Genomic DNA, 19518 nt, shown 5'->3' on the forward strand with positions numbered 1-19518 from the left:
TGGTCCGAAAAAGGGCAAAAGGCCGCACAGACCCTTTTCCGTTTGCTGACCGTTTTCAGTTGACGAAGCGGCCCTCAACCGAAGTATGTAGCGGATGAACAGTCCAAATCCAGACATGTCCCAGTTGTTCGCGGACCGTCAGGCCCAGCGCAGCACCCTGCATAATCGGTACCTGAACGAGCAGTTCGTCCGGGTTCTCAAGACCATCGGCTACGATGTCGGCTTCCAGAAGGGGCAGGGGCAGTACCTCTACGATCGCGAGGGTGCGCGCTATCTCGACCTCCTGTCCGGCTTTGGCGTGTTCGCAATCGGTCGCAACCATCCGGTGATGCGCGACGCGCTGAAGAGCGTGCTCGACGCCGATCTGCCCAATCTCGTCCAGTTCGACGTCTCGGTGCTGGCCGGCGTGCTCGCCGAGCGGCTGTTGAAATACGTTCCCTATCTCGACAAGGCGTTCTTCGCCAATTCCGGCGCCGAATGCGTCGAGGCGGCCATCAAGTTCGCCCGCGGCGCCACCGGCCGCCCAGGCATCGTCTATTGCGCCCACGGCTATCACGGCCTGACCTATGGCGCGCTGTCGCTGACAGGTGATTCGAACTTCCGCACCGGCTTCGAGCCGTTGCTGCCGGGGTGCACCTCGGTTCCGTTCAACGATCTCGCCGCGCTCGAGAAGGCGCTGGCCTCGCGCGAGGTCGCGGCCTTCGTGGTCGAGCCGATCCAGGGCAAGGGCGTCAACATGCCCTCCGACGAGTTCCTGCCGGGTGCCGCAGCGCTCTGCAAGAAGTACGGCACGCTGTTCGTCGCCGACGAGATCCAGACCGGCATGGGCCGCACCGGCCGCTTCCTCGCGGTCGAGCACTGGAACGTCGAGCCCGACATGGTGCTGCTGTCGAAGTCGCTCTCGGGCGGCCACGTGCCGGTCGGCGCCGTGCTGACGCGCAAGAACATCTTCGACAAGATCTTCAACCAGATGGACCGCGCGGTGGTGCACGGTTCGACCTTCTCCAAGAACGATCTCGCGATGGCCGCCGGCATCGCCACGCTCGACGTGATGGAATCGGAGAAGCTGATCGAGTCCGCCGCCAAGCGCGGCGCCGAGCTTCGCCTCGCGCTCACCCGCATGGTCCCCGGCTACGAGCTGATGAAGGAAGTGCGCGGCAAGGGCCTGATGATCGGCATCGAGTTCGGTCCGCCGAAATCGCTGCGGCTGCGGGCATCCTGGAACGTGCTGGAGGCCGCCAACAAGGGCCTGTTCTGCCAGCTCATCACCGTGCCGCTGTTCAAGGATCACAAGATCCTGACGCAGGTCGCCGGCCACGGCAGCCACACCATCAAGCTGCTGCCGCCGCTCACCATCACCGAAGAAGACTGCAACTGGATCGAGCGCGCGTTCGACGACGTCATCGCCGGCAGCCACAAGGTCCCCGGCGCGATCTGGTCTCTCGGCAAGACGCTGGTCGACAACGCGGTGCGGCGGTCGGCGTAGGACCCCGCGGCGTGGTGTCGCGACGTGCGACCTGCTGAAGCAGCCCGCCTCCCAAAACGCCAACTCGGCACTTACTTTCCCGGCATTGATCTGGCCGGGAGAGGAGTGAGCCGTGACTGTAACTGGCGGCTGTCATTGCGGCGCGATCCGCTATGAAGTGAACGGCGACACGATGGTGCACGCACTCTGCCATTGCGTGGATTGCCGTCGCCATTCCGGAGCACCGATGGTTGGCTGGGCGATGTATTCGCGTGAAGCGGTCAAGCTCGTGCGCGGCCAGCCCAGCATCTATCGCTCCTCTGAGCATGGACGACGTCACTTCTGTGCCGACTGCGGCACGGGGCTGTTCTATATCAATGAAAACCTGATGCCTGGCATCATCGACATCCAGAGCGGCACCTACGATCACCCCGATGCCGTTCCGGCCATGATGCACATCCAGGTCGCCGAGCGGATTGGCTGGATGGAGAGGGCACACGAACTGCCGGTGTTCGAACGGTTTCCTCCGCTCGAATAGCGGCGGGACCGGTTCGTTCGCCAGGACTACACGGGGTAGTTCCAGGCGCGGAGGATGCCCAGGGTCAGTATTCCGCCGACGCCTGCGAGCACGGCGAGAGCTGCAAACCATATCCACTGCTTGCGGTCTTTCAACGCCAGCACCGCGGCACAGCCGGCAGCGAACATCGACGGCAGGGTGGTCGAGACAATCAGTAACGGAATCATTTTTGTCCTCCTTGATGACGGCTGCAATCTGCCGCGTTGCGCCTGGGAGGACCGTGAGACCCGTCACGTTGAACGTTCGCGGGGGCGGCGGTGAGGCCGCTATCCCTCCACGTTCGCCTTCATGGCCGTCTCGAACTTGTCGACGAACTCGGTAAGCTCGTCGCCGCCGATATCGCTGACAGCCCAGAAGTTCAGGCCGCGCTCGCCCCAGCGGCGGCAGTTGAAGCCCTGCATGGTCTGCGTCTTCGGCGGCCGATGCTCGGTGCTCGCGGTTTGCGACACGAACAGGTTGATGATGTGCTGCCGGCGCTTGTAAACGACGGCGCCGATGGCGCGGGCATCGACATAGTCGAGCCGGCCGCCGACCAGCGTGAAGCCCTGCGCGGTGAGATCGATCACGGGCGGGGCGACGTCGAGCTTGCCGTTGAACCAGGGTTTGACCGTGTGCTGGTCGGTCGAGACGACGTCGATGAGATGGCCGGCCTGCAGCGAGCGCAGATGGGCGGAGACGACTTCGGAGAGGATGCGCTGCTGGTCGTCCTGGCGCAGCACGACGGCGACGACGCCGGAGGCGGCAAGCGCCGAGACTGCCGAACCCATCGCGAAACCGCGCAACACGGAGCGACGGCTCGGCTGCGGCCGCGCCTGCGGCATCGATGCCTCGATGCGGGCGCGCAGGCTAGCCGGCGCGCTGTAGCGCAGCTTGGTGTCGGCCAGCACGCGCTTCATCTCGCGCTGGGCCGTCAACTCGGCCGTGCAGGCGGGACAGCCGGCGATATGGGCTTCGACCTCGCGCGCATGGCCGGCATCGAGCTCGTTGTCGAGCAGCGCGTGAAGCAGGATTTGTGCTTCGTCGCAGGTCATTTCGAATGCTCCTCTTCCGCCGTCCAGGCCGCGCGCAGCATGGCGCGGGCGCGGGCGAGGCGGGACATCACGGTGCCGACGGGGGCACCGACGGCTTCTGCAATTTCACGATAGGACAGGTTGTTGATCTCCCGCAGCACGAAGGTTTCCTTGAACGGCTCGGCGAGCGCGTCGATCATCTTGCGAATGGCGCCGGCGTCGCGGCTGCGCAGCACCTCGGTCTCCGGGCTCGCCTCGTTCTCCTGCCACATCGGCGTCTGGTCGGCGGCGCCGGGCGTATCCTCGATCGCAGCGTGCGAGTGCGCGCGCCTGGCATATTCGGCGTTGCAGACGTTGCGCAGGATCGCGAACAGCCACGGCTTCATCGCCGGGCCGCGATAGCTGTCGAAGTGCTTCAGCGCACGCAAATAGCATTCCTGCACCGCGTCCTCCGCGTCGGAGGCGTCGCGCAGCAGATAGCGTGCGAGCGTGTAGACGTCGTCGAGATAGGGGAGCGCCGCCTCGCGGAAGCGCTGCGCCTTCTGGAAATCGTCGCTGACGGGCATCGCCTCTCGCTTTGCCTCTTGCTGCGTTTCGTCCGTCGTTGCGTGCGCGTCGTTGTTGGGCCTGACCGAAGGCACGCGAGCCCGGCCGGCGTGGGACCACCGGCCGGGCAAGACAGAGATGCCTTGGTTGGAGACGTTACTCAACCTTGATCATCCCGGTCATGTGCGGGTGCAACGAACAAAAATACTTGTAGTCGCCCGCATTGGTGAAGGTGAACGTGAACTTGTCGTCGGTATCCAGGGTCTTGGACCGGAACTTGCCGGCCGACACCACCGTGTGGGGGATGTCGTCCCGGTTGGTCCAGGTGATGGTCGTGCCGACCTTGATCTTGAGTTCCGGAGGCTGGAAAACGAAATTGTCGATATGCACCTCCATGTTGCTGTCGTCGGCACGGGCGGTTGTGACGGGGATCAGGATGGCCGCGGCCACGGCGACCCCGAAGTCGCGGCGATTGAGTGTCTTCATTGTCAGCTTCCGTTCGGCCCTGGATCAACCCTGCAGCGGCGTGTCGATGATCGCGAGCCGCTGCTCGTTCTGCTTGAAGTTGATGCTGGCGACCCCGAGCATCGAACGGAGCTTGGCGTCCTCGACCTTCATCGGTCCGGGCGAGGCGGCGGTGCCCGGCGCCGGCTGCGGGAAGGCGGTCGAGCGCGCGGTGTGGAAGGTGACGTTGCCCTCGACCTTCTGCATCACCTGGTGAATGTGGCCGTTCAGCACGGTGACCGAGCCGAAACCCTTGACGTATTCGAGCGCGCGGCCGCCGTCCTCGGTGCCCCAGCCCCATTCCGGATAGACGGTCCAGAGCGGGATGTGGGCGAACAGCACGATCGGAGTCGACTTGGACTTGCCGCGGAGATCGTCCTCGAGCCAGGCGAGCTGCTCGGCGCCGAGATTGCCGAGGCCGCCGCCCTTGAGGTCGACGACATTGACGAGGCCGACGAAGTGCACGCCGCCGGCGTCGAAGGAGTACCAGCCCGCACCCTTGGTGCCGCGGCCGTAACGCTCGCGATAGAACTTCACCTCTTCGTCGAGGAAGTCATGCTCGCCGGGGACGTAATGCACGTCCAGCTTGGACTGCGAGATGATGCGGTCGGCGTTGTCGAACTCGGAGGCTTTGGACAGATGGGTGATGTCGCCGGTGTGGATCATGAACGACGGCTTGGCCGGCATCGCATTGATCTTGTTGACGGCTTCCTCCAGCGTGCCGAGCGCGTTGGGGTTGGCCGGCTTGTCGAAGCCGACATGGCTGTCGCTGATCTGGAGGAAGGTCATGCCGGGCGCCGCGGCGGTCGCGGCCTCGGCGGAATCGATGATGCCGAGCGAGCGCGGCACGCCGCCCGTGATGGTCCAGAGCACGCCGGTGCCGGCCCATGTCATGCATTCCAGCACCTTGCGGCGGCTGACGCCGTCCCCGTGATCGTGTCCGCTCATCGCACGTCTCCTTTGGCCCGGAATTGGGCTTCGGGGAGGTGATCGGGGGAGGGAGCGGTTTATTCGCGGGGGCTGATGACGTTTTCGTGAGGTGGGATCACACACGCCGGGCGCGGCCCGGCAGCGCGCCATTTGCTGCGCTGGTCCAGGGACTTGGAAGATGAACGGGGATCTACGCCGAAAATTCCCGGACCGCCCGCAGCACCAGGGCGGGAGCTTCCTGCGCCACGCAATGGCCGGCGCCTTCGAAGGCGAGGGTACGGGCGTGCGGGATCAGTGCCACGGCGCGGGAGGCCATCTCCCTGTAGATCGGCCCTGACATCTCGGCGGTGGTCACCGTCACGGGGCACGTGATATCGCCGAACCAGGCGAACGGATTGCCGCGCGCGTCGCCGGTGTAAACCTGCTCCATCGCCTCGTAGATCGGGCGCAGCATCGCCGACTCGATCTCGGGCGTGCAGCAAAGCCGCACCCGGCCATTGTCGAGCGGCGTAAAGCCGTGCCGCACATAGGCCCAGAGCGAAGCCTCGCTCCAATCGGCAAAGGCGGGCGCGGCACGGTAGCGGTTGAAGACGGCCTCGTGACTGTCGAACTCCGCCTGCCGGCGCAGCGCGCCCTGCACGCGGGACAGCGATTGTTCGCTCAATCCCACGGACGGATCGCGCGCCGCGTGCGGGTTCATCACGGTCGGCTCCATCACGAACAGCCGCGTGAAGCATCCCGGGAGCAGCTTGGCTGCCAGCAACAGATCGGTGGCGCCCGCGCTGTGGCCGATGCCGTAGACGTCGCGCAAGCCCAGCGCGCCGATCACCCTGCAGATATCGTCGGCATAGTCCGCAAAATGATAGACGCTGGGCTTGTGGCTCGCGCCATGGCCGCGGCGATCGAGCGCATAGACGGTGTAGGTCGCTGCGAGGTCGCGCGCGACCTCGTCCCAGACGTCGGCGACGAAGCCGGTGCCATGCACGAGCAGAGCTGGCGGTTTGCCGCTCTCGCCCCATTGCAGCATGGCGATCTCTGCGCCGGCGGGGCCGATGGAAAAGCGCTGAGGGATCATGGAGACGAGATGCTACTTCGCATCCTCCAGGATCATCGCAGCACCCTTCTCGGCGATCATCGCGGTCGGCGTGTTGGTATTGCCCGAGGTGATCGTCGGCATGATCGAGGCGTCGACGATACGAAGACCGCTGAGGCCATAGAACCGCAGGCGCTCGTCGACCACCGCCATCGGATCGCTCACCGCGCCCATCTTCGCCGTACCGACGGGATGGAAAATCGTGGTGCCGATATCGCCCGCGGCTTTGGCAAGCGAGGCGTCGTCGTCGCCGACGGTGGGGCCGGGCAGATATTCGCTCGGGCGATATTTCGCCAGCGCCTTCTGCTGCATCAGCCGACGCGTGGTGCGGATGGCATCGGCGCCGACCTGGCGGTCGTCGTCGGTCGACAGGTAGTTCGGCGCGATGATCGGCTTTTCGTCCGGCGTCGCCGAGCGCAGCCGCACGGTGCCGCGCGAGGTCGGCTGGAGATTGCAGGCGCTCACCGTGATCGCAGGGAAGCGGTGCAGGGGATCGCCGAACTTGTCGAGCGACAGCGGCTGCACGTGAAACTGGATATTGGCGCGCGCACGTGTCGCATCGGAGCGCGTGAAGATGCCGAGCTGCGATGGCGCCATGGTCAGCGGACCGCGGCGGCGGAAGGCGTAGTCGAGGCCCATCAGGCCGCGCCGGAACAGGTTGTAATAGGTCTCGTTCAGCGTCCGCACGCCCTCGACCTTGTAGATCGCGCGCTGCTGCAGATGGTCCTGCAGATTGCGGCCGACGCCGGGCTTGTCCATCACGATGTCGACGCCGAGCGGCGACAGCCAGTCCGCGGGCCCGATACCGGAGCGATGCAGCACCTGCACCGAGCCGATCGAGCCTGCCGAGAGGACCACCTCGCGCTTGGCACGCGCCTCGATGATCTCGCCGTTCTGGATGAAGCGCACGCCGACGGCGCGGCCCTGCTCGATGATGAGACGGTCGACCAGCACGTTCTTCTCGAGCCGCAGGTTCGGCCGGCTCAGCGCCGGCTTGAGGAAGCCGCGCGCCGACGACCAGCGCCGGCCGCGCTTCTGGTTGACGTGGAAATAGCTCGTGCCTTCGTTGTCGCCGGTGTTGAAATCCGGGATGCGCTTGATGCCCATTTCCTCGGCGGCATCGCCGACCGCATCGAGAATGTCCCAGGACAGCCGCGGCGCCTCGATGCGCCAGCCGCCACCGGTGCCGTGATGCGCGCTGGCGCCCAGGAAGTGATCCTCCAGCCGCCTGAACAGCGGCAGCACGTCATCATAGCCCCAGCCGGTCATGCCGAGCTGGCGCCAGTGATCGTAATCAGCGGCTTGTCCACGCATCGAGATCATGGCGTTGATCGCCGAAGAGCCGCCGATCACCTTGCCGCGGGGATAGGCGAGCGCGCGGCCGTTCAGGCCCGGCTCGGCCTCGGTCTTGAACATCCAGTCCGAGCGCGGATTGCCGATCGCGAAGAGATAGCCGACCGGAATGTGGAACCAGATCCAGTTGTCGTCCCCGCCCGCCTCGAGGATGAGGACGCGGTTGCTGGCCTCGGCCGATAGCCGGTTGGCGAGGATGCAGCCGGCCGTGCCGGCGCCCACGACAATGTAGTCAAATTCCCCTTCGAGCCGTCTTGGCATTCTGCTTCCACCCGGATGGTCTCAACGTTCAATCCTAATAGGCAGACGGAGAGGACCGGGACAAGTCCGGCCATGCCGCATGGACAGGGCCAGACCCTATCCCTTGGCATCCCTTGGCAGTTGGGTGGACTGGTGCTTGCATGGTAGACAGGGCTGCATTTTCAACAAAGTTCGAGACCCTCCATGCCCATCGTGAATCGCGTCGCCGACCTTCAACCCGATATCCAGGCCTGGCGGCGGGACATCCACCAGCACCCCGAGCTGCTGTATGATGTCCACCGCACCGCAGCATTCGTCGCGGATCGCCTGCGCGAGTTCGGCTGCGACGAGGTCGTGACCGGCATCGGTCAGACCGGCGTGGTGGGCGTGATCAAGGGCAACAAGCCGGCCGGTGAGGGGCTCAAGGTGATCGGCATGCGGGCCGACATGGACGCGCTGCCCGTCGATGAGCAGACCAACCTGCCTTACGCCTCCAAGACTCCGGGCAAGATGCACGCCTGCGGCCATGACGGCCACACCGCGATGCTGCTCGGCGCCGCGCGCTATCTCGCCGAGACCCGCAACTTCGCCGGCGACGCCGTCGTGATCTTCCAGCCGGCCGAGGAAGGCGGCGCCGGTGGCGCGGCCATGGTCAAGGACGGCATGATGGAGCGCTTCGGCATCGAGCAGGTCTACGGCATGCACAACGGCCCCGGCATTCCGATCGGCTCGTTCGCGATCCGGCCGGGCCCGATCATGGCGGCGACCGACGAGGTCGACCTCATGATCGAGGGCCTCGGCGGCCACGCCGCGCGTCCGCACAAATGTATCGATTCCGTTCTGGTCGGTGCGCAACTGATCACCGCCTTGCAGTCGATCGTCGCGCGCAGCGTCGATCCGCTGGAATCGGCCGTGATCTCGATCTGCGAATTCCACGCCGGCAACGCCCGCAACGTCATCCCGCAAACCGCGACGCTGAGGGGAACGATCCGCACGCTGACGCCGGAGGTGCGCAAGCTGGTCGAAAAGCGGGTGCGCGAAGTCGTGGCGGGCGTCGCCCAGATCACCGGCGCGAAGATCGATCTGCACTACAAGCGCAACTATCCCGTGGTGAACAACCACGCCGCGGAGACCGAGGTGGCGTCGCGCATCGCCAGGCAGGTCGCAGGCGATGCCAATGTGCTGGAGATGTCGCCGCTGATGGGCGGCGAGGATTTCGCCTACATGCTGGAAGCGCGTCCCGGCGCGTTCATCTTCTGCGGCAACGGCGACAGCGCGGGCCTGCATCACCCCGCCTATAATTTCAACGACGAGGCGATCGTGTTCGGCACGTCGTACTGGGTCAAGCTGGTCGAGGAACAGCTCGCGGCGTCGTAAGCCAAGACGCAGGCAGACATGAAAAAGGGCCCGTGCATCGCACGGGCCCTTTGACGTGAGTGAGCGGTGCTCTCTCAGAAGAGGTGAGAGAACAGATAGTACAGCGTGCCCGAGATGATCATCGCGGCCGGCAGGGTCAGCACCCAGGCCATGGCGATGTTGCGGATCGTGGCCCATTGCAGGCCGGAGCCGTTGGCGGCCATGGTGCCGGCGATGCCGGACGACAGCACGTGGGTGGTCGACACCGGCAGGCCATAGATGTCGGCAGCGGCAATGGTGGCAGCCGCCGTGATCTCGGCGCAGGCGCCCTGCGCGTAGGTCAGGTGCGTCTTGCCGATCTTCTCGCCGACCGTCACGACGATGCGCTTCCAGCCGACCATGGTGCCGAGGCCAAGCGCGATGGCGACCGCGATCTTCACCCAGCCGGGGATGAACTTCGTGGCGCTGTCGAGCGAGCCCTTGTAGGCGTTGAGCACGGCGACGTCGTTGGCGCTGAGCTCGGCTTCCTTGTCCTTCATCAGGAAACGGAGTGCTTCCGAGACGAGGTACATGTCGTTGCGGGTGTTGCCGACGAGGTCGGCCGGCACCTTGGCGAGCGAGCCGTAGGTGGTCACCTGCTTGGCGATGTCGCGCACGAGCACGGCGAGCGACGGGAACGTGCCGCCGTTGACTTCGTGCTGCGCGACATAGTTGGTCACGGCGGGGCGCGGATTGCCGATCACGCTGTAGCCGGCGGCCTTGCCTTCGATGATCTTGCTGGCGGCGTCCGAGTTCTGGATGAACGCGGCGATCTGGCCTTCCGGGAGCGCGCGGTTGAGCGCGTACGCAGTCGGCACCGTGCCGATCAGGATCAGCATGATCAAGCCCATGCCCTTCTGACCGTCATTGGAGCCGTGGAAGAAGCTCACCAGCGTGCAGGTGAGGATCAGGATGCCGCGGATCCACCACGGCGGCGGCTGGTCGCCCTTCGGCTCGCCGAACAGGGCCGGTGTAGCGCGCAGCAGCGCGGTGCGCAGGATCAGCAGCAGGCCGGCGGCGAGCGCGAAGCCGAACAGCGGCGACAGCAGCAGCGCCTTGCCGATGTTGGTGGCCTGGGACCAGTCGACGCCCGAGGTGCCGCTGCGGCCGTGCAGGACCGCGTTCATGATGCCGACGCCCATGATCGAGCCGATCAGGGTGTGCGAGCTCGAGGCCGGCAGGCCGAAATACCAGGTGCCGACGTTCCAGATGATGGCGGAGATCAACAGTGCGAACACCATCGCGAAGCCTGCGCTGGAGCCGACCTGGAGGATCAGCTCGACCGGCAGCAGCGAGACGATGCCGAAAGCGACCGCGCCCGAGGACAGCAGCACGCCGAACAGGTTGAACATGCCGGACCACACCACGGCGACGTGGGCGGGCAGCGAGCGGGTGTAGATCACGGTCGCAACCGCGTTGGCGGTGTCGTGGAAGCCGTTCACGAACTCGAAGCCGAGTGCGATCAGAAGCGCGACGAAGAGCAGGAGGAAGGGGGCGATGGTTTTGACCTGCGCACCGGCTGCATCGACGTCGACCCAGATGCTGTAGGCGACGAAAAGCAGAGCGGCGGCGATCACCCCCATATAGATCACGCCGGTCAGCGGGTGAAATCCGCGATTGAGGTCTGGCCCCTTACTCAAGGCCGGCTCGATGGAGCCTGGCAAAGCAACGTCACTCATGGAAATTCTCCTGTCCCAAGGCCCCGATTTTGCGCGCGGCATGTGACAGGCGGTTGAAATGGCGGGCACGCGGTTGAAATGATGGAACTTATCCACGCTCTGTTGCTGTGCGTGACAGCCGGCTCAGGCGGCGTGGGCGGACTTCTTCTGCAAGCGGGCTGCGATCGTCAGATCCTCGACAAAGCGCTGATATTCCAGCACCTTCGCTTGGGGATCGGGGAGCCGCAGCAGATAGGACGGATGCACCGTCACCAGAGCCTTGCGTCCGTCGGGGAGGTCTATGAGCCGGCCGCGGGTCTTGCCGATCGGCGTGATCTTGCCGAACACGGTCTGCGCGGCGGTGGCGCCCATCGCCACGACGAGCTCGGGCTGGATTGCCGAAACTTCCCGCTCATACCATTGCCGGCAGGCCTTGATCTCCGGCGTCGCCGGCTTCTGGTGCAGGCGGATCTTTCCGCGCGGCACGAATTTGAAGTGCTTCACGGCGTTGGTGACGTAGACCTTCCGGCGATCGACGCCGGCCTCCGCGAGCGCGCGGTCGAGCATCTGTCCGGCCGGTCCGACGAAGGGATGGCCGGCGAGGTCTTCCTTGTCGCCGGGCTGCTCGCCGACCAGCATGATGGTGGCGTCCTTCGGGCCTTCGCCGAACACGGTCTGCGTCGCGTCCTTGTAGAGCGGGCAGGCACGGCAATGCGCGGCCTCCTCGCTGAGCGCTTCGAGATCGTTGGCAACGGTCTTGCGTATCATCGGAGCCTCCGGCCGCTTCTGAGGCTTGTGCGGATCGGTTGCGGCATTGGCGATCATGGCGCCGGTCATGCGCTCGGCATCCTCGATCAAGGGTTTAATGATCGAGGCCTCGGGCAGGTTCCTCCAGTATTTCTTCGGCATCTCCGTCTGCATCGCCTTCACCTTCAACCGCGCCGGGTTGAAGATGCTGGCGTAGTAACGCCGCCAGGTTTCTTCCAGCCGGTCTTCGCCCGGCGCCTCGCTCTTGCTCACGCCCGGCGTGAACGACAACGCGTGTCCGTCCCAATGCGCGCAGAGATCGGGCGTCAGGATCGACCAGGGCATGTCCGCAAAGCGCTTGGCGAAGAAGGGGCTTGCGAGCTCGACGATGTGATGCTCCGGCTCGAACCAGGCGACATAATGCGCCGCGCGTTCGCGACCGATCTCGCGAAAGCGCACGAAGGCGTGCATCTTGTGCTCGTCGCGATGAACCGCTCTCGCCATCGCCGTGACCAGCGCGACGTCAGCATCGGTTGCGACCTCGATGAGATCGTGATTGTCCCTCAATCGCCAGAGCAGACGATAGAGGATCGCAAAGCGCTCGGGATCGCGATGCAGGATGGCGGCCTCGGCGAGGTCGACGAATTTGCCTGATACGCTGAAGGTGCCGTCGTTCACCTCGAGGATCGGAGACGGCGCGGACGGTGCGAACAAGTCCGCTTCGCCGCCCTGCACGGCCCAGGTGACATCGGTGGGCTTCACATGATGAAGCGCAAGCGTGCGCGCGGCTTTGCGCCAGCCGTCGAAATCGGTTTCGGTGTCGAGGATGATGTACTGCATCAGAAGCCAAACCCCAGTTGCGTTGCCTTCGGCTTGAATCGTTCGATCAGGCGCGCCTCGTCGAGACGATGCGGCGTGGGCCGGTGATCGCTGAGCACGATGAACGGCAGTGCCTTGTTGCGGGGCACGTGCAGTCGCGCCAGATCGGAGAGGCGGATCGTGGTGGTGCGCCGCGTGGCGATGATGCGCTCGACCGCCCTGGTGCCGAAGCCCGGCACGCGCAACAGCTCCTCGCGGCTGGCACGGTTGACGTCGAGCGGGAAACGGTCGCGGTGGCGCAGCGCCCAGGCGAGCTTTGGATCGATGTCGAGCGGCAGCATCGCGCTGTCGTCGACGATCTCCGCAACGTCGAAACCATAGAACCGCATCAGCCAGTCGGCCTGGTAGAGCCGGTGCTCGCGCAGCAAGGGCGGCTGGACCAGAGGCAAGGCGCGGCTGGCATCGGGGATCGGGCTGAACGCGGAGTAATAGACGCGCCGCAGCCGGTATGAGCCGTAGAGATTTGAACTTGTGTGAAGAATGGTGTGATCGGAGGCCGCGTCAGCGCCGACGATCATCTGCGTGCTCTGGCCTGCGGGCGCAAAACGCTGCGGCTTTGCTTTCGTCTTTGTGCTGCTGATATCCTCGGCCTCGTCGAGCTTCAGCCGCAGCCGGCCCATGGTGCGGCGGATCGCGCGCACGTCCTTCTCCGGCGCGAATTGCTGCAGGCTCGTCTCCTCAGGCATCTCGATGTTGATGGAGAGACGGTCGGCATATTTGCCGGCCTCCGTGATCAGCGCGTCGTCGGCTTCCGGAATCGTCTTGAGATGGATGTAGCCGCGGAAGTGATGCTCCTCGCGCAGTTTTCGCGCGACGCTGACGACCTGCTCCATCGTGTAGTCGGGACTGCGGATGATGCCGGAGGAGAGAAACAGGCCTTCGATGTAATTGCGCCGGTAGAAGTCGAGCGTCAGCTTGACCACCTCGTCGATGGTGAAGCGGGCGCGCGGCACGTTGGAGGAGGCGCGGTTGACGCAATAGAGGCAATCGTAATTGCAGGCGTTGGTGAGCAGCACCTTGAGCAGCGAGATGCAGCGCCCATCCGGCGCGTAGGAATGGCAGATGCCCATGCCGGGCGCGGTCGAGCCCATGCCCTTGCCGTCGCTGGAATCCCGCTTTTCGGTGCCGCTGGAGGCACAGGAGGCGTCGTACTTGGCGGCATCCGCCAGGATCTCCAGCTTGCGTTGCACGTCCATCCCGGAATCCCTTTGATTCAGCTCATGAATTCGATCAAGCGCAATTCGATTGACTCTTCGCGCGCCGTTAGCTTTATATTAGAACATATCATGAACAAATGAGCCAGCTGCTGGTTCTTATTTTTGAGAGCCCTCGGCAATCACCTCTGAAGGAGCGGCGAGCATGAGCGGCGCACGCATGAGCGCGCTTGCGACCTTGCGCAGCCAGATCGAACGGATCGAGACGGCGGAAGTCGTGCATCATCGCGACCGCGTTGCGCTCGGCCATGGTGAGGTCGACCGCGCTTTGAAAGGCGGGCTCGCACGCGCGGCGATCCACGAGGTGTTTTGCGAGGGGCGTCAGGGCGCGGCCGCGACCGGTTTCGTCACCGGCCTTGCGGGCCGCGTCACGACGCAACGGCCGTTGTTGTGGGTGCGGCAGGATTTTTCGGAACTTGAAACCGGTGCGTTGTCGATGAGCGGCCTCGCCGAACTCGGCCTCGATCCGCGCCGCGTGGTGATGGTGCGTGCGGCTGACGTCGAGAGCGCGCTGCGCACCTCGGCCGATGCGCTCGCCTGCGATGCGCTCGGTGCTGTCGTGCTCGAGCTCTGGGGTGAGACGCGCCAGTTCGATCTGGTGGCGAGCCGCAAGCTGACGCTGGCCGCGCAATCCTCCGGCGTCACCGGCCTCTTGTTGCGGATGGCGGCGCAGCCGCTGCCCTCGACCGCGGAGACGCGATGGATGCTGCGTGCGGCGCATTCGCCGCCGGGGTCAGCTTCAATGCCTGCGGCGCCTTGGAGTGCCTGGGGCGCACCGCGCTTCGATGTCGAGCTGTTGCGTAATCGTCATGGCCCGTGTGGCCGGTGGATCATGGAATGGAAATGTGATGAGTGCCAGTTCTCTGAACCGTCGGCGTATCCTCAGCCTGTGGCTGCCGCGCCTGCCCATCGACCGGATCCAGCGGTTCTTCGGCGCGCTGGGTAATGGCAACGAGCCCAGCATTGTCGTCATCAAGGAGAACAATGCGCTGGTGATCCATGCGCTGGATGAAGCTGCTGAGCGGCTCGGCCTGCACATCGGCCAGCCGCTCGCGAACGCGCGGGCGATGTGCCCGGATTTAAAAGTGTTCGACGCCGATGTCGTGGCCGATGCGAAGACGCTCAGCGACATCGCCGACTGGTGCGACCGCTTCACGCCGCTGGTGGCGCTCGATCCGCCGCACGGGCTGTTTTTGGACATCACCGGCTGCGCGCATCTGTTCGGCGGCGAGGCTGCGTTGTTGCAGACGCTGGTTCGCGCGCTGGCGCGACAAGGTTTTGCCGTCAGCGCGGCGATCGCCGGGACCTCGGTCTGCGCGCGCACGCTGACGCGGCAGACGCCTGGCGTTATCGTTGCCGATGGCGGCGAGGCCGCGGCGATCGACCGGTTTCCGGTGTCCGCGCTCGGTGCGGACGAGATGATCACCACCGGCCTGCGGCGCGCCGGGCTGAAGACGATCGGCGATGTTGCCTCGCGCGCGCCGAGTGAAATCACGGCGCGGTTCGGCGCGCGGTTCTCCACGCTGCTCGCGCATGCGCTGGGGCAGGGCGATGCGCCGATCAGCCCGCGAAAACCGCTGCCCGACTACATCGTGGAAAAGCGCTTTGCCGAGCCGATCGCGACCGACACCATGATCGCGATGACGCTGTCGCGGCTGGCCGATACGCTGATCGCCTCCATGGAAAAACAAGGCAAGGGCGCGCGACGCCTGGAGGCCGCGTTCTTCCGCACCGACGGCGTGGTGCGCGCGATCATGGTCGAGACCGGGCGTCCCGTGACGCGAAGCAAAGTGATCGACCGGCTGTTCCGCGAGCGTCTCGATGCGCTTGCCGATCCCCTCGATCCCGGCTTCGGCTTCGACATGGTGCGGTTGTCGGCGAGCCGCACCGAGATCGTGGTGCAGGAGCAGCGCGATCTCGACGCCCATGTCCACGACAATGACGAATTGGCCGCGCTGATCGACCGCATCGCCGCGCGTATCGGCGGAAAACGCGTCGTCGTGCATCTGCCGCAGGATACCCATATCCCCGAGCAGGCGGTGCTGGCCGCGCCAGCGCAGCATCATCTCGCCGCCGCCATGCAGGCCGAATGGCCGGCGCGCGCCGAGAGCGAGCCGCCACTGCGTCCGCTGCGGCTGTTCGACAAGCCGGAGCCGGTCACAGTGCCGTTCGCGACCGTGCCTGACGGCCCGCCGCATCAATTCACCTGGCGGCGTGCAAAACATGCCGTGGTGCGGGTGGAAGGACCTGAACGCATCGCGATGGAATGGTGGCGGCAGGACGGCAAACAGCTGACGCGGGATTATTTCCGCATCGAGGATGCCGAGGGTCTGCGCTTCTGGATCTTTCGCGATGGTCTTTACGAGGGGGAGGTGTTCGACGCCGACGGCAAGCCCGCTTCTCCCGGTTGGTACGTGCACGGTCTCTTCGCATGACCAGCCCCGCTTATGCCGAGATCGGCATCACCACCAACTTCTCGTTCCTGCGCGGCGGCTCGGATCCGCGCGCTTATGTGCATCAGGCCAGCAAGCTCGGCATTCCCGTGATCGGCATTGCCGATCACAACACGCTGGCCGGCGTGGTGCGCGCCTGGAAGGAACTCGACAATGACAAGGTGCTGCACAAGCCAAAGCTCCTGATCGGCACGCGCATCGTCTTCATCGACGGCACGCCCGACATTTTCGTCTATCCGCGCGATCGCGCCGCCTATGGTCGGCTGTGCCAGCTTCTGACCCGGGGCAAACGCGGCGACGACATCACGCGGATCGAGAAGGGCGAATGCCGTCTCAGCTTCACCGATCTGCTGGAATTTTCGGAAGGCCAGCTCCTGGTCCTGGCGTTGCCGCATCGGTTTGATGATGCGCAAACGCTGGATGTGCTCTCAAAACTCAAAGCCGGCCGCGCCGAGGGCGTGTGGCTGGCCGCGAGCCTGGTCTATCGCGGCGACGACCGTCGTCGTCTGGCGCGGCTCGACGATCTCGCCGCCAAAGCCGGCGTGCCGCTGCTTGCGACCAACGAGGTGCTCTATCACGATCCCGGCCGTCGTCCGCTTCAGGACGTGCTGACCTGCATCCGGGAAAAGACCACGATCGAGGCGGTCGGACGCAAGCTGGAAGCCAATGCCGAGCGCTTCCTGAAGACGCCTCGCGAGATGGCGCGCCTGTTTCGCGATTTCCCCGAGGCGATCGCGGAGACCATGCGCTTTGCCGACAAGATCGACTTCTCGCTCGATCAGCTCAGATATCAATACCCGGACGAGCCGGTGCCGCCAGGCAAGACCGCGCAGGGGCATCTGGAAGACCTGACCTGGGCGGGCGTCGACACATATTTCGGCGGCAAGATCGACGACAAGTTGCGCGCGACGCTGAAGAAGGAACTCGCGCTGATATCAGAGCTGAAATACGCGCATTACTTCCTCACCGTGCATGACATCGTCCACTATGCGCGCAGCCAGAACATTCTGTGCCAGGGGCGGGGATCGGCAGCGAATTCGGCCGTGTGCTACGTGCTCGGCATCACCTCGGTCGATCCGACCAAGGTCGATCTGCTGTTCGAGCGCTTCATCTCCAAGGAGCGGCTGGAGCCGCCCGACATCGACGTCGATTTCGAGCATTCGCGGCGCGAGGAGGTGATGCAATATGTCTATCGCCGCTACGGCCGCCACCGTGCCGCGATCATCGCCACCATCATCCATTATCGTCCGCGCAGCGCCATCCGCGACGTTGGCAAGGCGCTGGGCCTGACCGAGGACGTCACCGCCGCGCTCGCCGACACCGTCTGGGGCAGCTGGGGCAAGGGCCTCAACGACATGCAGGTCAGGCAGGCCGGGCTCGATCCCCAAAATCCCATGATCAATCTCGCGGTCGAGCTTGCGACCGAGCTGATCGAATTCCCGCGCCATCTCTCCCAGCATGTCGGCGGCTATGTGCTGACCCAGGACCGGCTCGATACCTATGTGCCGATCGGCAACGCCGCGATGGACGATCGCACTTTCATCGAATGGGACAAGGACGATGTCGATGCGCTCAATATGATGAAGGTTGACGTGCTCGCGCTGGGCATGCTGACCTGCATCCGGAAATGTTTTGACCTGATCGACCAGCACAAGGGAAAACGCTGGGTTCTGGCGAGCGTCCCGCAGGACGATCCCAAGGTTTACGACATGCTGTGCGCCGGTGAATCGCTCGGCGTCTTCCAGGTCGAGAGCCGCGCGCAGATGAACATGCTACCGCGGCTGAAGCCGCGGACCTTCTACGATCTCGTCATCGAGGTCGCGATCGTACGGCCGGGCCCGATCCAGGGCGACATGGTGCATCCTTACTTGCGGCGGCGGAACGGTATCGAGAAGGTGACCTATCCCTCGCCAGCGCCCGAGCATGGTCCCGCGGACGAACTCTACAAGGTGCTGCACAAGACCAAGGGCGTGCCGCTGTTCCAGGAGCAGGCGATGCGCATCGCGATCGAGGCGGCGAAATTCACCTCCGAGGAAGCCAACGGCCTGCGCCGCTCGATGGCGACCTTTCGCAATGTCGGCACCATCGGCCAATACGAGGAGAAGCTGATCGGCAACATGGTCGCGCGCGGCTACGATGCCAATTTCGCCAGGAGTTGTTTCGACCAGATCAAGGGCTTTGGTTCCTACGGTTTCCCGGAGAGCCATGCCGCGAGCTTTGCCCAGCTCGTCTACATCTCCTCATGGCTGAAATATCATCACCCCGATGCCTTCTGCTGCGGCCTCTTGAACTCGCAGCCGATGGGCTTTTACGCGCCGGCGCAGATCGTCGGCGACGCCCGCAAGAACGGCGTCGAGGTACGCGAGATCGATGTCTCCCACAGCTTTGCGCAGAACACGCTGGAGAACACCGACGACAGATATTGCGCCGTTCGCCTGGGTTTTCGTCAGATCGACGGCTTTCACTGGCTCGATCCCGATGAGGAGTTCCTCAAAGCGGAGCAAGCGAAGCGGCAAGGCAAGGTCCATGTCACTCAGGAAGACTGGGCTGACCGCATCATCAAGGCTCGCGACCGCCAGCCCTTCACCTCGCTCGAGGATTTTGCCCGCGACACCGGCCTGCCCAAGCGCGCGCTGATCCTGCTGGCGGATGCCGACGCGTTCCGCTCGCTCGGGCTCGATCGCCGCGAGGCGCTGTGGCAGGTGCGGCGGCTGCCCGACGATGTGGCGCTGCCGCTGTTCGAGGCGGCCACCGCGCGCGAGCAGCCCGACGAGCAGGCTAAGCCACTCCCCGTGATGCCGCGTCCCGAACAGGTCGTCGCCGACTACCAGACCATCCGCTTGTCGCTCAAGGGCCATCCGATGGAATTCCTGCGCGAGATGCTTTCACGCGAGCGGATCGTCGCCTGCAAGGAGATCAGCCATGAGAACGAGCGGCGCCGCGTCCGCTGCGCCGGTGTGGTGCTGGTGCGGCAGCGGCCGGGCAGCGCCAGCGGCGTCGTGTTCATGACGCTGGAGGACGAGACCGGCATCGCCAATGTCGTGGTGTGGCCCAAGGTCATGGAGCAGTACCGGAAGGAAGTGATGGGCGCGCGCCTCATCGAGGTCCAGGGCTATATCCAGAGCAGCCCCGAGAAGGTGACGCATCTGATCGCCCAGCGCATGATCGACCGCTCGCACGATCTGGTCGGCCTCGCCAACGACGCCCTGAGCCGCAAGCCTCCGGTGCCGGCAGGCGCCACCGTGATCGAGCCCCTCAACGAAGATCCCCGTGCCCCCGCGGATATGCCCGCGCAAAAAATCCGCCACCCCCGCAACGTCCGCATCCTGCCGCCATCGCGGGATTTTCATTGAGGGGCATGAACAAGTCGCGGGCATCGGCTGGTCCCGTTCAACGATCCATACGATTTGACTCAAGTCTCTAAGCGTCCTGAAAGCGAGATGCGCCAATATCC

At 64.9% G+C, this 19518-nt stretch carries 16 protein-coding genes; 6 read left to right on the forward strand and 10 right to left on the reverse strand.

The window, feature by feature from the left end:
* Window positions 1–94: 94 nt before the first annotated feature.
* Window positions 95–1486: an aminobacteriohopanetriol synthase HpnO gene (gene hpnO, locus NLM32_RS17110; RefSeq protein WP_254130107.1), complete on the forward strand. Its 1392-nt coding sequence runs from the start codon at window positions 95–97 to the stop codon at window positions 1484–1486.
* 172 nt (window positions 1487–1658) lie between these two features.
* Entirely contained in the window at window positions 1659–2003 is a 345-nt protein-coding gene (locus NLM32_RS17115; protein ID WP_254135331.1) for a GFA family protein, read from the forward strand.
* A 26-nt stretch (window positions 2004–2029) separates the two neighbouring features.
* Here the strand turns inward: NLM32_RS17115 and NLM32_RS17120 are convergent, their stop codons facing one another.
* The 7 genes from NLM32_RS17120 to NLM32_RS17150 form a co-directional block, all read right to left on the reverse strand.
* Window positions 2030–2209, reverse strand: coding sequence for a hypothetical protein (locus tag NLM32_RS17120; protein ID WP_254130108.1), 180 nt, complete (start codon window positions 2207–2209; stop codon window positions 2030–2032).
* A gap of 99 nt (window positions 2210–2308) precedes the next feature.
* The gene (locus NLM32_RS17125) at window positions 2309–3073 is read right to left on the reverse strand and encodes an anti-sigma factor (RefSeq protein WP_254130109.1); all 765 of its coding nucleotides are present in this window, start codon (window positions 3071–3073) and stop codon (window positions 2309–2311) included.
* Window positions 3070–3618 (reverse strand): sigma-70 family RNA polymerase sigma factor, encoded by a 549-nt coding sequence (locus NLM32_RS17130; protein WP_187437320.1) that lies wholly within the window; start codon window positions 3616–3618, stop codon window positions 3070–3072. Before NLM32_RS17130 ends, NLM32_RS17125 begins: the two co-directional genes overlap by 4 nt.
* Window positions 3619–3754: 136 nt before the next feature.
* The gene (locus NLM32_RS17135; protein WP_254130110.1) at window positions 3755–4084 is read right to left on the reverse strand and encodes a cupredoxin family copper-binding protein; all 330 of its coding nucleotides are present in this window, start codon (window positions 4082–4084) and stop codon (window positions 3755–3757) included.
* Between the two features lie 24 nt (window positions 4085–4108).
* Window positions 4109–5050, reverse strand: a complete 942-nt coding sequence (locus NLM32_RS17140) for a metallophosphoesterase (protein WP_254130111.1) — start codon at window positions 5048–5050, stop codon at window positions 4109–4111.
* Window positions 5051–5222: 172 nt separating this feature from the next.
* Window positions 5223–6107: an alpha/beta fold hydrolase gene (locus NLM32_RS17145; RefSeq protein WP_254130112.1), complete on the reverse strand. Its 885-nt coding sequence runs from the start codon at window positions 6105–6107 to the stop codon at window positions 5223–5225.
* 12 nt (window positions 6108–6119) lie between these two features.
* Window positions 6120–7739, reverse strand: a complete 1620-nt coding sequence (locus NLM32_RS17150) for a GMC family oxidoreductase (protein ID WP_254130113.1) — start codon at window positions 7737–7739, stop codon at window positions 6120–6122.
* A gap of 183 nt (window positions 7740–7922) precedes the next feature.
* On the opposite strand from NLM32_RS17150, the gene NLM32_RS17155 reads away from it, so the two are divergent.
* On the forward strand, window positions 7923–9095 hold the full coding sequence (locus NLM32_RS17155) for a M20 aminoacylase family protein (RefSeq protein WP_254130114.1): 1173 nt from the start codon (window positions 7923–7925) through the stop codon (window positions 9093–9095).
* Window positions 9096–9169: 74 nt separating this feature from the next.
* Here NLM32_RS17155 and NLM32_RS17160 read toward each other — a convergent pair whose 3' ends face one another.
* From NLM32_RS17160 to NLM32_RS17170, 3 genes are all read right to left on the reverse strand, one after another.
* Window positions 9170–10792, reverse strand: a complete 1623-nt coding sequence (locus NLM32_RS17160; protein ID WP_254130115.1) for an inorganic phosphate transporter — start codon at window positions 10790–10792, stop codon at window positions 9170–9172.
* Between the two features lie 123 nt (window positions 10793–10915).
* The gene (locus NLM32_RS17165; protein WP_254130116.1) at window positions 10916–12358 is read right to left on the reverse strand and encodes a UdgX family uracil-DNA binding protein; all 1443 of its coding nucleotides are present in this window, start codon (window positions 12356–12358) and stop codon (window positions 10916–10918) included.
* The gene (locus NLM32_RS17170) at window positions 12358–13593 is read right to left on the reverse strand and encodes a putative DNA modification/repair radical SAM protein (protein WP_254130117.1); all 1236 of its coding nucleotides are present in this window, start codon (window positions 13591–13593) and stop codon (window positions 12358–12360) included. Before NLM32_RS17170 ends, NLM32_RS17165 begins: the two co-directional genes overlap by 1 nt.
* A 163-nt stretch (window positions 13594–13756) precedes the next feature.
* On the opposite strand from NLM32_RS17170, the gene NLM32_RS17175 reads away from it, so the two are divergent.
* Genes NLM32_RS17175 through NLM32_RS17185 form a run of 3 tightly spaced genes read left to right on the forward strand, consistent with a single transcriptional unit; the run spans window position 13757 to window position 19417 of the window.
* A complete protein-coding gene (locus tag NLM32_RS17175) occupies window positions 13757–14557 on the forward strand; it encodes an ImuA family protein (protein WP_254130118.1) in 801 nt (266 codons plus the stop codon).
* A complete protein-coding gene (locus tag NLM32_RS17180; RefSeq protein ID WP_254130119.1) occupies window positions 14460–16046 on the forward strand; it encodes a DNA polymerase Y family protein in 1587 nt (528 codons plus the stop codon). The genes NLM32_RS17175 and NLM32_RS17180 overlap by 98 nt, the downstream gene beginning before the upstream one ends.
* Complete coding sequence (locus NLM32_RS17185) at window positions 16043–19417, forward strand: error-prone DNA polymerase (RefSeq protein ID WP_254130120.1); 3375 nt, start codon at window positions 16043–16045, stop codon at window positions 19415–19417. The genes NLM32_RS17180 and NLM32_RS17185 overlap by 4 nt, the downstream gene beginning before the upstream one ends.
* The last annotated feature ends 101 nt before the right edge of the window (window positions 19418–19518 follow it).

This window comes from Bradyrhizobium sp. CCGUVB14 (genome assembly GCF_024199935.1).
Lineage (GTDB): Bacteria > Pseudomonadota > Alphaproteobacteria > Rhizobiales > Xanthobacteraceae > Bradyrhizobium.

What these genes read in the sequence shown, in the direction of transcription:
- NLM32_RS17150 (WP_254130113.1), bottom strand. Translation starts at nt 7,739, where the DNA reads ATGCCAAGACGGCTCGAAGGGGAATTTGACTACATTGTCGTGGGCGCC.
- NLM32_RS17165 (WP_254130116.1), bottom strand. Translation starts at nt 12,358, where the DNA reads ATGCAGTACATCATCCTCGACACCGAAACCGATTTCGACGGCTGGCGC.
- NLM32_RS17170 (WP_254130117.1), bottom strand. Translation starts at nt 13,593, where the DNA reads ATGGACGTGCAACGCAAGCTGGAGATCCTGGCGGATGCCGCCAAGTAC.
- NLM32_RS17185 (WP_254130120.1), top strand. Translation starts at nt 16,043, where the DNA reads ATGACCAGCCCCGCTTATGCCGAGATCGGCATCACCACCAACTTCTCG.
- NLM32_RS17125 (WP_254130109.1), bottom strand. Translation starts at nt 3,073, where the DNA reads ATGACCTGCGACGAAGCACAAATCCTGCTTCACGCGCTGCTCGACAAC.
- NLM32_RS17160 (WP_254130115.1), bottom strand. Translation starts at nt 10,792, where the DNA reads ATGAGTGACGTTGCTTTGCCAGGCTCCATCGAGCCGGCCTTGAGTAAG.
- NLM32_RS17155 (WP_254130114.1), top strand. Translation starts at nt 7,923, where the DNA reads ATGCCCATCGTGAATCGCGTCGCCGACCTTCAACCCGATATCCAGGCC.
- NLM32_RS17140 (WP_254130111.1), bottom strand. Translation starts at nt 5,050, where the DNA reads ATGAGCGGACACGATCACGGGGACGGCGTCAGCCGCCGCAAGGTGCTG.
- NLM32_RS17175 (WP_254130118.1), top strand. Translation starts at nt 13,757, where the DNA reads ATGAGCGGCGCACGCATGAGCGCGCTTGCGACCTTGCGCAGCCAGATC.
- NLM32_RS17180 (WP_254130119.1), top strand. Translation starts at nt 14,460, where the DNA reads ATGAGTGCCAGTTCTCTGAACCGTCGGCGTATCCTCAGCCTGTGGCTG.
- NLM32_RS17135 (WP_254130110.1), bottom strand. Translation starts at nt 4,084, where the DNA reads ATGAAGACACTCAATCGCCGCGACTTCGGGGTCGCCGTGGCCGCGGCC.
- hpnO (WP_254130107.1), top strand. Translation starts at nt 95, where the DNA reads ATGAACAGTCCAAATCCAGACATGTCCCAGTTGTTCGCGGACCGTCAG.
- NLM32_RS17120 (WP_254130108.1), bottom strand. Translation starts at nt 2,209, where the DNA reads ATGATTCCGTTACTGATTGTCTCGACCACCCTGCCGTCGATGTTCGCT.
- NLM32_RS17130 (WP_187437320.1), bottom strand. Translation starts at nt 3,618, where the DNA reads ATGCCCGTCAGCGACGATTTCCAGAAGGCGCAGCGCTTCCGCGAGGCG.
- NLM32_RS17115 (WP_254135331.1), top strand. Translation starts at nt 1,659, where the DNA reads ATGGTGCACGCACTCTGCCATTGCGTGGATTGCCGTCGCCATTCCGGA.
- NLM32_RS17145 (WP_254130112.1), bottom strand. Translation starts at nt 6,107, where the DNA reads ATGATCCCTCAGCGCTTTTCCATCGGCCCCGCCGGCGCAGAGATCGCC.